Source organism: Hoeflea prorocentri (assembly GCF_027944115.1).
In the GTDB taxonomy this organism is placed as follows: Bacteria; Pseudomonadota; Alphaproteobacteria; order Rhizobiales; family Rhizobiaceae; genus Hoeflea_A; species Hoeflea_A prorocentri.
The window spans coordinates 4516179-4530403 of sequence record NZ_JAPJZI010000001.1; the positions used below are offsets into that span (position 1 = coordinate 4516179).

Sequence of the window (14225 nt, forward strand, 5' to 3'; positions counted from 1 at the left end):
GACGTCATGCAACCCTCGCCCAGCGAACTGCCGCTTTTGAAGGCGCTCTGGTCCAACAGCGAGCTCAGCGCCCGCGAACTGCACGAAAAGATTGCCGACGAGCTTGGCTGGTCGCTTTCATCCACGCGCAAGACGATTGACCGGATGATCGAGAAGGGTCTCGTCACAGCCGACGAGCGGCACGGTATCAAGGTTTACCGCGCGGCGGTGGACAAGATCTCGACGCTTGCGGGGCTCACCCGACAATTTGCAAGAGCGGTTCTGGAAATCGACGGGCCGCTGCCTGCATCCTCGTTCACGGGAAGCCGGATACTGTCGTCAGAGGAGCTGGATGAGTTACAGCGCTTTCTTGATGAGGAGGCGGACCGTTGAGCATCCTGGCGGCATGTTTGTTCAGCCTTGTCTGGGCGGCTGCTGTCTGGGCTCTTGCGGCGTCTACGGGTGGTGACAGGTTCAGGACGGTCTGGAGCCCGGGCCTTTTGCTGGCTGTGATCGCCGCCAGTGTTTTGCCCTGTGTTGTCTTCGTCATCGGTTGGCAGTGGCCTTTCGAAAGGACCATTTCTGCCTCAGGACCAATCGGTATGGCTGGAGAAGAGTTTCGTGCGATCTCAGGCATTGCGGACCGCACGGTTCTGGTGTCCGGCGGTTCGGCGTTGCAGCTCGAAAGCATTGTCGTGGCGTTGTACCTTTCCGGTGTTGCCTGGACGGCTGTGCGTCAGGTCTACGGGACGGTACGCGTACTGCTGGTATTGCGTAGCGCACAAGCCCTTGGGCATACGCCCGGCGGATGGCCGCTACGCGCGACGGACCGACCGGTTCCGCCCTTTGCGGTCGGCGGTCCGATGGCATCGGTTGTGATGCCTGAAGGAATGCTCAAAGCTCTTTCAAAGGGACAGATGGCGGCAATTGTCGCACATGAGGAATCTCATTTGCGTCACCGCGACCCCCTGGTTTCTCAATGTTTGACGGTTCTCGGCATAGTTTTCTGGTTCAATCCCTTTGTGAAGGATCTCATCGGACGCTGGCGCAGCGCCGTCGAACTACGGGCCGACAGCGATGCCCTCAAACATGCCGGGAGCATCGAACGCCGGGCTTATGCCCAAGTGCTGATTGGTGCATTGCGCGGCGGGGTAAACCCGCTGCCGGTCTCTTTTTCATCCCGCAATATAAGGAACGACAAGATGCGTATCAGTGCGATTGTAAAAGGATTCGAGTTCGACCGCGCAGGACGGGCAAGGCTTTTCGCCTGCTGCGCCGCATTGATGCTTTTGGCCGCAGGAACTGCAGGTGCCTTGAGCGCCAATACAGGCGCGGCCACGACGCTGGAGGAATTTATTTCCGGTGGCCGAGTGGTTTCGGCTTATGGCGTCAAGCGCAAGAACCTGAGGGTGCACACGGGTGTTGATGTCGCGGCGCGCCTTGGAACCGAAATCCTGGCGCCCAACGACGCGCTGGTGACACAGGCGACCGACCTCTTTCGCGGCAATCCGCGATGGGGCAAAGCGGTTGTGCTTGAATTTGAAGACGATGTCGTTGTCTGGCTGACCCACCTCGATAGCTACACGGTGAGCCCCGGCGACCGGGTTGCCGCCGGGCAGGTCATCGGCACCGTCGGCAGCACCGGGCAATCCACCGGGTCGCACGTGCATGTCGAGACGTATAAGGATGCACGGCGGGTCGACCCCGTGACGATATGGCCGTTTCTGCAACAGGCTGCAAAATAGAAAGGCTTTCAGCCGGTCCTATTTCTTAGCGCGATCAATGGATTCGGTAATCAGCCGCTTGGCGATATCAACGCCCTGCCAATCGCCTATTTTGACCCATTTGCCGGGCTCGAGATCCTTGTAGTGCTCGAAGAAATGTTCGATCTGCTGCAGGGTAATGTCCGGCATATCGCTGAACGTGACGACCTTATCGTAGCGCTTGGTCAGGCGCGAGGACGGAACGGCAATGATCTTTTCGTCCTGTCCGGCATTGTCTTCCATGATCAGAACACCGATCGGCCGGGCATTGATGACACAGCCCGGAACCAGAGGCCGCGTGTTGCAAACCAGTACATCGATGGGATCGCCATCCTCTGACAGCGTATGGGGTACAAAGCCGTAATTGCCGGGATAGGCCATCGGCGTATAGAGGAAGCGGTCAACGACCAGCGTGCCGGCATCCTTGTCCATCTCGTATTTGATCGGCTGTCCGCCGACAGGAACCTCAATAATGACGTTGACGTCATCCGGCGGGGTATCGCCGATGCTCACTGCGTCGATGCGCATAACGTATCCTGTGTTTTATCGTTTGCGGCGGGGATAACGTTTTGTAGGTTGCAGTGCAACATATCTTTGGTCTGACGCGCGTTTTGCCGCGCACAATCAGCCTATACCGTCTCTTCCTCCTGCAGCGGGGACTGCGAAAAGAACACGGAGCGGCGCTCCTTGCCGAAGATGGTGATCAGAATAAGCGCAAGCGTGATCAGATAGGCGAAATAGAAGCGAGAATCATAGAGCGGGAAGACGATGAACTTGGCCGGGATCGTCACAAGCAGCGATGTCAGCGCGACGGTTTCGCGCCGGGTTATCGCGTAATTGCTGCGCAGCATCAGGGCCAGTGCGAAGACCAATGACAGCAGGACGGCCAGCCACTGTTGCTCGACCAGCGTCCGCACAACGGTCTGAACGACAATCTTGAGATAGACGGCTATGGAGAACGGCGGATCGAACCCTTCAAGCGTCGGCACATATTCCACGCTTGTGAACCACATCTGGATCCACCATCCGGGGTGCCCGCCGGTTTGCGATATGGTGATATAGGCCGCCAGTCCGGCGACGAAACTGATGATAACGCCCTTGCTGATCGGTCTGATGACGATCGACATCACCGCAAAGACGCCAACAAGGGCGAGATGGTCCGGCCGCGCGAGGACAGCCAGGAACAAGGCGATTCCGGCGCTCAGACCTCGCTCCTGAAGGTACAGCAAAACGCCCGCGACCACGAATACGGCGGAAAACAGATCGGGGGTGACGTAACGGGCGGCATCTCCAAACCCGGTCGCCATCAAGGCGATAATCGCCAAGGGCGCGTAGGGCAGGCACCGCTGGTCGTAAAGCCAAAGCAGCGTGAACAGCCCAAGCGCGGCGGCCGACATGACCGAAACCCAACGCAAGGCGGTGACCGCATCCGTTGTGCCGGTGAGGAACTCGGCAAATTCGATATACAGCATCTTGACCCGATAGAAGCCGAGCATGGTGATGAAGGCGTCGGGGTCCGTGTGCTGGGCAATGCGGTAGGGCCGGTCGGCGGTCAGGATCAGAAACTCGCCGTCGCTGATACTGCGGCGCACCAGATCATAGGTCGTGCTGTGAAGCTCGTGGCCGAGATAGCCATTGTTCTCCAGGACCGAGGCGACATAGGCGATCATGTCCCAGTTCGACAGCGGAAACACCAGGGCCACCGCGCAGATTGTCGCGACGTACAAAATAAGCAGAAATCCGCCCGCAAGGTCTGCGGGTTGTCTGAAAACGCGCAACAATGGATAGTCCCCCTCGAAAACCGCGCCAAACCGGTTCATGGCAATTGTGCACAATAGTATCGTCGCGCAAAGCGCTGCCGGACAATTGCTGGCGGTTTGGTAAACCTTTCCTGTCGCGCCTTCGTCGAACTGAACCTGTGCCGCGGCCTATGGCCAGACGAAGGCGATCTTTCTCAGCGGATGTTTGTCAAACGTCTCGGAGCCTTCTGCGATGTCGATGCCGCCGAGGGCCGAGTAGAAGTTGACCGCCCGATCGTTTTCTTCAAGTGTCCAGACGACCATCCCCTTGCAGCCCAAAGATCCAAGCAGGCGCCGCGCTTCGCTGAACAGGCGGCTTCCAAGACCGATACCTTGATATTCGGGCCGCAGGTAAAGCTCGTAAATCTCCCCCTCCTGCGGCAGCGACCGTGCCCGGTTCAAGCCGAGAGTGGCATAGCCGGCGATGGTGTCTTCCACCTCAAGAACGAGAATGCTTGTCGAGCCGCGGATGGCGCGCTGCCACCAGGAATGACCGCGCCTCTCCACCATGGAAATCAGCGTGCGATAGGGGATCAATCCGGAATAGGCATGCTGCCATGCGGCACGATGGGTCTCGGAAATCGCGACCGCATCACCGGGTTCTGCCCGCCTTACATCCACTGCCAGCGTCGTCATGACCAATCCTAACTGTTTCCGTACGCCGGGCGAAGGGTTCCGAGCCTCATGCCGGACCCTGCCCACAGAATTAAACTCTCTGGTCAAAAAAGAGATTAACGGATTGTTAATCAGTGGGGCAAGTGCCGAGGGCGAAACAGCTGAAATTCTTCTTGAAAGTTGTGGTTTTGTTCACACACAACGCGTTGTGGAAGGCGTTTAGTTGCTGTTTTTGTAACATAATCTCACCCTTGCCGCCCCGGTTCGGGGCGGTTTGTTTCGCTACGTGCAACGCTGTGCGCCACACCGCATCCGCGGCGGACATCGCCTAGGCCACGTTGGCGCGGGATTTTTCAAACCGTTTGCGCTCGTGAGGATCGAGATAGAGCTTGCGCAGACGGATGGATTTCGGCGTCACCTCAACCAGCTCGTCGTCCTGTATCCACGAAAGGGCCCGCTCCAGTGTCATGCGGATCGGTGGTGTCAGCTTGACGGTCTCGTCCTTGCCGGCGGCCCGGATATTGGTCAGCTTCTTGCCCTTCAACACGTTGACCTCAAGGTCATTGTCACGGGTGTGGATGCCGACGATCATGCCCTCATAGACCTTTTCGCCTGCATCGATGACCATCGGTCCGCGATCCTCGAGGTTGAAGAGCGCATAGGCGACGGCTTCGCCGGCCTCGTTTGCGAGAAGCACGCCGCTGGAGCGGCCACCGATCTCGCCCTTGTAGGGCTGGTAATCGTGGAACAGCCGGTTCATGACGGCTGTGCCGCGCGTATCGGTAAGCAGTTCGGACTGATAGCCGATCAGCCCGCGTGTCGGCGCCAGGAAGACAAGCCGGACGCGGTTCCCGCCGGACGGGCGCAACTCGGTCATCTCGGCCTTGCGCTCGGACATTTTCTGCACGACGACGCCAGAATGTTCCTCGTCGACGTCGATCACGACTTCCTCTATCGGCTCAAGCAGCGAACCGGCATCGTCTTTCTGCATGACCACGCGAGGACGTGAGACGGCAAGCTCGAAACCTTCGCGGCGCATGGTTTCGATGAGCACAGCAAGCTGCAACTCGCCGCGGCCCGAGACATGGAAACTGTCCTTGTCTTCGGCTTCTTCGATGCGAAGCGCAACATTGCCCTCCGCTTCCTTAAAGAGACGCTCGCGGATCACGCGGCTTGTGACCTTGTCGCCTTCCGTTCCGGCAAGCGGCGAGTCGTTGACGATGAAAGACATCGTCACGGTGGGCGGATCGATGGGCTGGGCCTGCAAAGGCTCGTCCACCTCCGGTGCGCAGAACGTGTCGGCCACGGTTCCCTTGGTCAGGCCGGCAATCGCTACGATGTCGCCGGCCTTGCCCTCGTCGATCGGCTGGCGTTCGATGCCGCGGAACGCCAGGATTTTCGAGACCCGGCCCTGCTCCAGAAGCTTTCCGTCCCGGTCAATGACCTTGAGTGGCTGGTTCGGCTTGATGCTGCCGGAATGAATACGGCCGGTGATGATGCGGCCGAGGAACGGGTTTGCTTCCAGGATGGTGCCGATCATGGAAAATGCGCCCTCGGCGACCGTCGGCTCTGGAACGTGTTTGACGATCAGATCGAAGAGCGGCGCCAGGCCCTCGTCGGCCGGACCTTCCGGGTTGACGTTCATCCAGCCGTCGCGGCCCGAGCCATAAAGGATCGGGAAATCCAGCTGTTCGTCATCGGCGTCCAGCGCTGCGAAAAGATCGAACACCTCGTTGACCACCTCATCGGCCCGGCCGTCGGGCCGGTCCACCTTGTTGACAGCAACGATGGGCCTGAGCCCGACCTTCAAGGCTTTGCCGACAACGAATTTGGTCTGTGGCATCGGACCTTCCGCAGCATCGACGAGAACGATGGCGCCATCGACCATGCTGAGGATACGTTCGACCTCGCCGCCAAAATCGGCGTGGCCGGGTGTGTCGACGATGTTGATGCGCACATCGTTCCAGACAACGGAGGTCGCCTTGGCAAGGATGGTGATGCCGCGTTCCTTCTCCAATTCGTTGGAGTCCATGACGCGTTCCACGACGCGCTGGTTCTCGCGGAAAGCACCGGACTGTTTCAAAAGCTCGTCGACAAGCGTCGTTTTCCCATGATCGACATGGGCGATGATCGCAATATTGCGCAAGGACATGAGTTCTACCTGGGGGTTTGCCGCCTGTGCGGCCTATAACATTTGCAGCGCTCATACAGGGTTTTGAGCATCTGCGAAAGGGGCTAGCGCAACAAGCGCGGAGATGGTGCAGCCCAGGCCGTGAATGATAAAATGTCGCAGGCACGCAGAGCCAGGGATGCTCTATTTAAACTTATGGTTAACAATTTCAGCGCAAAAGATTACAGGTTGCAATTGAACGGCCGGGATGATCCGGCCGGGATTTCAGGCATGCCGTAATCATGATGACGCCGGTGCGCCCTGTCCATTTTGGGGCGGGACTGCGTTGCAGCGCCTTTGTCCGGATCACGTCATGCGCGGGTTTGTACTGACCGAGTGATGCGCGTTGCGGTTTTGATGGAAGACGTGCCGACGCTTATCCCGAACACATACGGGAGCATTTGCCATGCAGAATTCGGCAGACACGATAGATATCACGGCGCGTATGGAATTTATGGGCCTGGACGATAGCAGGGTTGAGCGGATCAAGGCGCACAAACCTGTTATCGAGCGGGCTCTGCCGATCGGGCTCGATCGGCTATACGAGAAAATTCAGGAAACTCCTGAAACCGAAAGCTTCTTTTCCTCAACGGCGCATATGGACAGCGCCCGCGGGGCACAGGCCGAGCACTGGTCAAGAATCTCCAATGGCCAGTTCGACGATGCCTATCTTTCACAGGTCGAGCGCATCGGCGCTGCGCATGCCCGTATCGGTCTTGATCCGCAATGGTATGTCGGAGCTTATGCGATTGTTATCGAAGAGCTGCTTTCCGCTGTCGTTTCCGAGCATTGGCCACGCGGACTTGGTGGCAGGCGCAAAACCGGCGAGGACGATCTCCTGCAGGCCATTGTCAGCCTTGTGAAGGCGGTTTTCCTGGATATGGACCTGACCCTTTCGGTGATCGCACGGGTTGGCGAGGAAGAAAAACTCAGGGTTCAGGAAGAAGCCATCGCCGGGGAACGGCAACTGGTTTGCAGTGTATTCGGCAAAGCGCTTGAAAGCCTTGCCGCAAAGGATTTGTCCTACCGGATCGCCGATGACGTGCCCGATGCCTACGATACGCTGAAAGGCGATTTCAACGGATCGCTGGATGTGCTGATGGCGGCTTTGCGTCAGGTCGGCATCGATGCGGGTTCGATCATGAACAGTTCCAACGAAGTACGGGTTTCGTCCGATGCGCTGTCGCAACGCACGGAGCAGCAGGCAGCTTCCGTGGAGCAAACCGCGGCTGCCGTGGAACAGATTACCACCACCGTCAAATCCACGGAGACGCGGGCCGAAGAAGCAAGGCAGCTCGTGGAGCGGGCACAATGCGCTGCGGAGGATTCCAGCACCGTGGTCAACAACGCCGTATCGGCCATGGCGGAGATAGAAGATTCCTCAGGCCAGATTGCCGACATTATCGGCGTGATCGATGACATTGCCTTCCAGACCAACCTGTTGGCCCTGAATGCCGGCGTGGAGGCCGCCCGTGCCGGAGAATCGGGCAAGGGTTTTGCCGTCGTGGCGCAGGAGGTGCGTGAACTTGCGCAAAGATCGGCAAAGGCCGCGCGCGAAATCAAGCAGCTCATCACCACGTCCGGCGAACAGGTTAAATCGGGTGTCGTCCTCGTCAACGAGGCCGGCGAAGCACTGAATTCCATTGCCGGGCAGGTGCAGGAGATCGACGAACATGTCGCCACTATCGTGGAGATTTCGCGCGAACAATCGTCCGGCCTCGTGGAAATCAATCAGGCCGTTGCCACCATCGATACCGGCACGCAACAAAATGCAGCCATGGTGGAAGAATCGACGGCCGTAAGCCACGAACTGGAGAAGGATGCGTCATCGCTGGCTGCGTTGCTCGGGCAGTTCAGACTTGCCGGGAATATCAGCAGCGCCGTGCCTGACACAAACAGCAGGCCGACACCCGCGCCTGCCGAGCGAAAGAAATCTCCAGAGGCCATGACAAATGGTTCGACCGCTCTTGCCGAAGAGGGCTGGGCCGAGTTCTAGGTCCCGACTGTCGTCGCAAGGCCCTTCTTCTTCAACATGGCGCCGGCATCGGGCATTTTTCCGCGAAAGGCGACATAGGTCTCCTCCGGATCGATGCTGCCGCCAGCCGAATAGATGTGTTGATGGAGCCTTGTGGCGGTCTCGTCGTGGAATACGTCTCCGGTTTCCTCGAAGGCGCTGAAAGCATCGGCGTCGAGGACCTCGGACCACATATAGGAGTAGTAGCCGGCAGAATATCCGTCGCCGGAGAAGACATGCAGGAAATGCGGCGTACGGTGGCGCATGACGATGGCCTTCGGCATGCCGAGTTCAGCGAGCTTTTCCTCTTCGAACTGAAGCGGGTCTTCGATGCTGCCGCTGGTGTGAAACGCCATGTCGACCAGTGCCGATGCCGTATATTCGATGGCCGCGAAGCCGCCATTGAAGTTACGCGCCGCCAGAACCTTCTCAAGCAGTTCCGGCGGAATGGCCTTGCCGGTTTCGTGATGCACCGCGTAGGTCTGCAAGATCTCGGGCACGGTCAGCCAGTGTTCGTAAAGCTGCGAGGGCAGTTCGACAAAATCGCGCGACACGGACGTGCCCGAAACCGAGGGGTGATCGACATCGGAGAGCAGGCCGTGGAGGGCGTGACCGAATTCATGGAACAGCGTTCGCGCATCGTCGAGCGACAGCAGCGCCGGCTTTCCCTCGGGCGGCTTGGCGAAATTCATGACATTGTAGATGATGGGCGCTTGCCCGTCACCGAGGCGGTGCTGTGACTGGAAGCTGCTCATCCAGGCGCCGGACCGCTTGCTTGCGCGGGCAAAATAGTCACCGAGGAAAAGGCCGATGCGCCTGCCGCTCTCATCGAAAATTTCAAACACCCGAACATCAGGGTGATAGGCTTCAATGTCGCTGCGTTCCCTCGCCGTCAGGCCGAACAGGCGATTGGCGACGGAAAAACACGCTTCAATGATCTTTTCGAGCTGCAGATAGGGTTTCAACTCGGCTTCGGAGAAGTCGAATTTCCTGGCGCGCAGCTTTTCCGAATAGTGACGCCAGTCCCACGCCGCGACGCAGTGATTATGCCCTTCTTCGGCAATCAGCGAGGCAATATCGTCTTCTTCCTTGCGCGCCCGCAACAAAGCGCGATCCCAGACCTTCATCAGGAGGCTGTTTACCGCTTCGGGCGTCTTGGCCATGGTGTCGTCAAGCTTCAGTTCGGCAAAATTGGTGTAGCCGAGCAAACGGGCTTTCTGGGCCCGCAGCTCCAGAATCCGCGAAACGGTTTCGGAGTTGTCCGTCTCGTTGCCATTGTCGCCGCGCGAGATCCATGCGGTGAAAGCCTGCTCACGAAGGTCGCGGCGTTCTGAGAAGGTCAGGAATGGTTCTATGATGGAGCGTGAGAGCGTAACGGCATAGGGTTCCGACAGTCCCCGCTCGCGAGCCGCTGCCGCCATGGCGTCGCGCAGGAAATCCGGAATGCCCTCCAGGTCCGTATCCGACGACAGTCCGAGGAACCATGATTTTTCATCAGCGAGAACGTTCTGGCTGAACTTTGCGCCAAGGCCTGCGAGTTCTTCATTGATAGTGGCAAGCCGGGACTGATCCTGTGGCTTCAGTTTTGCGCCGGCACGTACAAAGCCTTTCCAGTGGCGCTCCAGAACGCGTGCTGCCTCTGCGCCAAGTTCCAGTTCGGCGCGGGTGTCCCACAATCGATCGATGCGGGCAAAAAGTCCTTCATTCATTGCGATCGAGGAATAGTGGCGCGCAAGTTTCGGCGCGATCTCCCGTTCCAGCGACTGGATCGTGTCGTTGCTGTGGGCGCCTGCGCGGTTCCAGAAGATCGCTGAAACCCGTTGCAACTCGTCGCCGGAGGTTTCGAGGGCAACAATGGTATTGTTGTAATCCGGCGGGGCGGGATCACCTGCGATACGGTCGATCTCGGCGCTGTGAAGCGCAAGCGCCGCGTCGAATGCCGCTTTCAGATCGCCATCGTCAATGCCTGCGAAATGCGGCAGACCCGCCGGTCCGGTCCAATTGAAGACGCGGGAGTTGACTTCACCCATCACCTATCCCCTTTGCAAAAGGTAGGATGCGATGTAGGCGGCGGCCCGGCCCGATACAAGGGCCGGGATAAAAGTGTGATCAATGGACCGTGAGGCCTATTTGTCTCGCGCGGCCAGAGTGCGCAGCCGCAGAGCGTTCAGTTTGATGAACCCTGCCGCATCCTTCTGGTCGTAAGCGCCCTGATCGTCCTCGAAGGTGACAAGCTGATCGGAATAGAGGGATTTGTCGGATTCTCTGCCGGTCACGATGACGTTGCCCTTGTAGAGCTTGAGCCGCACCTTGCCTTCAACGTCCTTCTGGCTGTGATCAATCGCCGCCTGGAGCATTTCGCGCTCGGGCGAGAACCAGAAACCGTTATAAATCAGCTCGGCATAGCGTGGCATCAGCTCGTCTTTCAGATGCGCTGCACCGCGATCAAGCGTCAGCGATTCCATTGCCCGGTGGGCGGCGAGCAGGATGGTGCCGCCGGGGGTCTCATAGACACCGCGCGATTTCATCCCGACAAAGCGGTTTTCGACAAGGTCCAGCCGTCCGATGCCGTTGTCGCGGCCATAATCGTTGAGGCGGGCAAAAAGCGTTGCGGGCGACAGCCGTTCGCCATTGAGGGCGATCGCATCGCCGGCGGCGAATTCAATTTCGATGTCGGTTGCGGCATCCGGTGCATCCAGCGGAGAAACGGTGCGCTGATAGACATAGGCCGGCGGTTCCTCCCAAGGGTCTTCCAGCACCTTGCCCTCGGAAGAGGAGTGCAGCATGTTGGCGTCGACCGAGAAGGGCGCTTCGCCGCGTTTGTCCTTGGGGATCGGGATCTGGTATTTCTCGGCGAATTCGATCAGATCGGTACGCGATTTGAATGACCAGTCGCGCCAGGGTGCGATGATCTTGATATCCGGATTGAGGGCGTAGGCGGCCAGTTCGAAACGAACCTGGTCGTTGCCCTTGCCGGTCGCGCCGTGGGCAATGGCATCGGCGCCGGTTTCCTTGGCGATTTCAATCAGACGTTTTGAAATCAGCGGACGGGCAATCGATGTGCCGAGCAGATAGACGCCCTCATAGGCGGCATTGGCGCGGAACATCGGGAAGACAAAATCGGCAATGAACTCTTCCCGCACATCCTCGATATAGATTTCCTTGATTCCGAGCATCTCTGCCGTTCTGCGCGCCGGCTCCAACTCATCGCCCTGGCCGAGATCGGCCGTGAAGGTGACGACCTCCGCGTTAAGTTCTGTCTGCAGCCATTTGAGGATGATGGAGGTGTCCAGCCCGCCCGAATAGGACAGGACCACCTTTTTCACATCTGTGGGAACGCTCATTGTTGTTTCCGTTTTGATAAAATTGGTGCTGGCGCCGCCAGTGCGTTCGACTATGATCGCCGCGGCTGTCGTGCGCCTCTTTACAGGGTGTACCGGCAGCAATCAATTGCGCATAGGAAATGGTTCGGCATGGATTTTATTCCCGACTTTCCCGTCATTGCCGCATTTACCGTCGCTGGCGTACTGCTGGCGATCACCCCGGGGCCGGATATGACACTGTTCCTCGGCCGGGCGCTGGCGGAAGGTCGGGGGGCCGCCATCGCGGTTATCTCGGGAACGCTGAGCGGCGTTGTGGTTCACACGGTTCTCGTCGCCTTCGGCGTTTCGGCGCTTGTGGTGGCTTCGCCGACTGCTTTTACCCTCCTGAAAACCGGCGGTGCGGCCTATCTCTTCTGGCTTGCCGTGCAGGCGATCCGGCACGGATCGGCGTTCCGCCTCGGAGAGCCGATCGATAAAAGGCGTTCGCTCCTGGCCAATTGGAGCCACGGGCTCCTGGTTAATCTGCTCAACCCGAAGATTATTATCTTCTTCATGACCTTCCTGCCGCAATTCGTCTCTGCGGACGATCCGCATATCCGCGGCAAACTTCTTTTCCTTGGCCTCTATTTCAACGTGATATCGCTGCCGCTGCTCATTGCCATGGTGTTCGCGGCGGACAGGCTGGCTCGCTGGCTGAAGGGAAACCGGCGCGTGATGCGGTCGCTGGATTATTGTTTTGCCGGCGTGTTTTCGATTTTTGCTGTCCGGATCCTGCTCACGCAAGGCCGGTAATTTACTTGCCGCCGGACATCCAGCTGCCGGCATTGCGGCCGGCGATGAGCCAATAGGTCAAGCCACCGAGCATGCCTGCCGCGATGTTCATGACAAAAAAGTCGAACCCGTCCCGGCCCGAGCCGGACCGAAGGAACATCACGACAATCGGGGCGATCGCCGCCATGGCTCCACCGCACAGGGCATAGAAGAGCCAGTCGCGGCGCTGGGTGAATTCGCTGTAGAGGATCACGGCAATAGAGGGAAAAAACGCCACATAGCCCGTCAGGCTTGCAAAGGCGAAAGCCGCCACGACGAGGCCGGCGCCCAAGCCGGCATCGGATATCCGGTTCGCCTCCTGCAGCGTGACGACGTGCGTGAGAAGCGCCAGTGCCGTGCCTGCGACCAGGCTGGCCACAATGAAGCCCGCCGTGATCATGACGAGACGCACAAACAGGAGAGTGAAACGATCCATGATCAGGCCTCGCCGTGACCGGCAATCATCATGGCTTCCAGCGCTAGGCGTTCGGTCTTGCGCAAGCGTTCGGACTCCGATTTGAGCTGTCCGCAGGCGGCGAGGATGTCGCGGCCGCGCGGGGTCCTGATCGGCGAGGCATAGCCGGCCTTGTTGATGAAATCGGCGAACCGCTCGATATGTTCCCAGTCCGAACATTCATAGGCGCTGCCCGGCCAGGGATTGAACGGGATCAAATTGATCTTTGCCGGAACGCCTTTGAGCAGCTTGACCAGATCGCGGGCATCCTCCAGCGTGTCGTTGACGCCCTTGAGCATGACATATTCGAACGTGATGCGGCGTGCATTTGAAAGCCCCGGATAGTCGCGGCAGGCCTGGATGAGTTCCTTGATGGGGTATTTCTTGTTGATCGGGACCAGTTCGTCGCGCAGATCATCGCGCACGGCATGCAGGGAAATGGCCAGCATGACGCCGATTTCCTCGCCGGTCCGGTAAATCTCCGGCACAACACCTGAGGTGGACAGGGTGATGCGCCGCTTCGACAGCGACAACCCTTCATTGTCGGAGGCGATCAGAAGCGCCTTTTTCACATTATCGAAATTATAGAGCGGCTCGCCCATTCCCATCATGACAATGTTGGAGACCTTGCGTCCCTCGGCCGGTACGATCGCGCCTTGCGGTGTATCCTTGTGCGGAAAATCGCCGAGCCGGTCGCGGGCGAGCAGGAGTTGGGACAGGATTTCCTCTGCGGTCAGGTTGCGGACCAGCTTCTGCGTTCCCGTATGGCAGAAGGAACAGGTCAGCGTGCAGCCGACCTGGCTGGAAATGCATAGCGTGCCGCGGCCTTCCTCGGGGATATAGACTGTCTCTATTTCCACCGGTTTGCCGGCTCCACGCGGCGGAAAGCGCAGGAGCCATTTGCGCGTGCCGTCCTCGGAAATCTGTTCGTCGGCAATTTCCGGGCGCGAAACAGTGTATTTTTCGGCAAGCGCAAGGCGCAGCTCTTTTGAGATATTGAGCATGTCGGCAAAATCGGAGACGCCGCGCACATAGAGCCAGTGCCAGAGCTGCTGGACGCGCATCTTGACCTGCCGATCCTTGACGCCGATGGCTAGCAGGGCCTCACCAAGTTCCTCGCGGCTCATGCCGATCAGCGGCTGCTTTAGCGCATGCGGACCGGCCGCGTGACGCGCGGAGAGCGCATCGCGGGTATCGGTGTCCTTCAAATCGATCGTTTGCGGCATGTCGCGTTTTCCGGGTTTTGGAGCGGCTGCTCGTATCATTTAACGGCGCGCACGTCACCCTTTTTACAGCAA

The 14225-nt window shown here is 58.8% G+C and carries 12 protein-coding genes; 4 read left to right on the forward strand and 8 right to left on the reverse strand.

Features of this window, described 5'->3' with window-relative positions; translation table 11 throughout:
• Nucleotides 1-6 precede the first annotated feature (6 nt).
• Nucleotides 7-372, forward strand: coding sequence for a BlaI/MecI/CopY family transcriptional regulator (locus OQ273_RS21235; protein ID WP_267992921.1), 366 nt, complete (start codon nt 7-9; stop codon nt 370-372).
• Nucleotides 369-1724 carry a M23/M56 family metallopeptidase gene (locus OQ273_RS21240; RefSeq protein WP_267992922.1) on the forward strand — a complete coding sequence of 452 codons (1356 nt, stop codon included), beginning with the start codon at nt 369-371 and terminating at the stop codon, nt 1722-1724. The genes OQ273_RS21235 and OQ273_RS21240 overlap by 4 nt, the downstream gene beginning before the upstream one ends.
• 18 nt (nt 1725-1742) lie before the next feature.
• On the opposite strand, the gene ppa is transcribed toward OQ273_RS21240, so the two are convergent.
• The 4 genes from ppa to typA form a co-directional block, all read right to left on the reverse strand.
• Nucleotides 1743-2270: an inorganic diphosphatase gene (ppa, locus tag OQ273_RS21245; protein WP_267992923.1), complete on the reverse strand. Its 528-nt coding sequence runs from the start codon at nt 2268-2270 to the stop codon at nt 1743-1745.
• Between the two features lie 101 nt (nt 2271-2371).
• On the reverse strand, nt 2372-3562 hold the full coding sequence (locus OQ273_RS21250; RefSeq protein ID WP_267992924.1) for a hypothetical protein: 1191 nt from the start codon (nt 3560-3562) through the stop codon (nt 2372-2374).
• A 108-nt stretch (nt 3563-3670) separates the two neighbouring features.
• Nucleotides 3671-4177, reverse strand: coding sequence for a GNAT family N-acetyltransferase (locus OQ273_RS21255; RefSeq protein ID WP_267992925.1), 507 nt, complete (start codon nt 4175-4177; stop codon nt 3671-3673).
• A gap of 307 nt (nt 4178-4484) precedes the next feature.
• Nucleotides 4485-6308, reverse strand: coding sequence for a translational GTPase TypA (gene typA / locus OQ273_RS21260; protein ID WP_267992926.1), 1824 nt, complete (start codon nt 6306-6308; stop codon nt 4485-4487).
• 424 nt (nt 6309-6732) lie between these two features.
• On the opposite strand from typA, the gene OQ273_RS21265 reads away from it, so the two are divergent.
• Nucleotides 6733-8322: a globin-coupled sensor protein gene (locus OQ273_RS21265; RefSeq protein ID WP_271292125.1), complete on the forward strand. Its 1590-nt coding sequence runs from the start codon at nt 6733-6735 to the stop codon at nt 8320-8322.
• On the opposite strand, the gene OQ273_RS21270 is transcribed toward OQ273_RS21265, so the two are convergent.
• Together OQ273_RS21270 and OQ273_RS21275 are read right to left on the reverse strand one after the other, a co-directional pair.
• Nucleotides 8319-10370 carry a M3 family metallopeptidase gene (locus tag OQ273_RS21270; RefSeq protein ID WP_267992927.1) on the reverse strand — a complete coding sequence of 684 codons (2052 nt, stop codon included), beginning with the start codon at nt 10368-10370 and terminating at the stop codon, nt 8319-8321. The genes OQ273_RS21265 and OQ273_RS21270 overlap by 4 nt on opposite strands.
• 96 nt (nt 10371-10466) lie before the next feature.
• Nucleotides 10467-11684 (reverse strand): argininosuccinate synthase, encoded by a 1218-nt coding sequence (locus OQ273_RS21275; RefSeq protein ID WP_267992928.1) that lies wholly within the window; start codon nt 11682-11684, stop codon nt 10467-10469.
• A gap of 129 nt (nt 11685-11813) precedes the next feature.
• Between OQ273_RS21275 and OQ273_RS21280 the strand changes: the two genes are divergently transcribed.
• Nucleotides 11814-12455 (forward strand): LysE family translocator, encoded by a 642-nt coding sequence (locus tag OQ273_RS21280; RefSeq protein ID WP_267992929.1) that lies wholly within the window; start codon nt 11814-11816, stop codon nt 12453-12455.
• Between the two features lies 1 nt (nt 12456).
• Here OQ273_RS21280 and OQ273_RS21285 read toward each other — a convergent pair whose 3' ends face one another.
• Entirely contained in the window at nt 12457-12909 is a 453-nt protein-coding gene (locus tag OQ273_RS21285; protein WP_267992930.1) for a hypothetical protein, read from the reverse strand.
• Between the two features lie 2 nt (nt 12910-12911).
• Nucleotides 12912-14153 carry a dual-specificity RNA methyltransferase RlmN gene (rlmN, locus tag OQ273_RS21290; RefSeq protein WP_267992931.1) on the reverse strand — a complete coding sequence of 414 codons (1242 nt, stop codon included), beginning with the start codon at nt 14151-14153 and terminating at the stop codon, nt 12912-12914.
• Between the last annotated feature and the right edge of the window lie 72 nt (nt 14154-14225).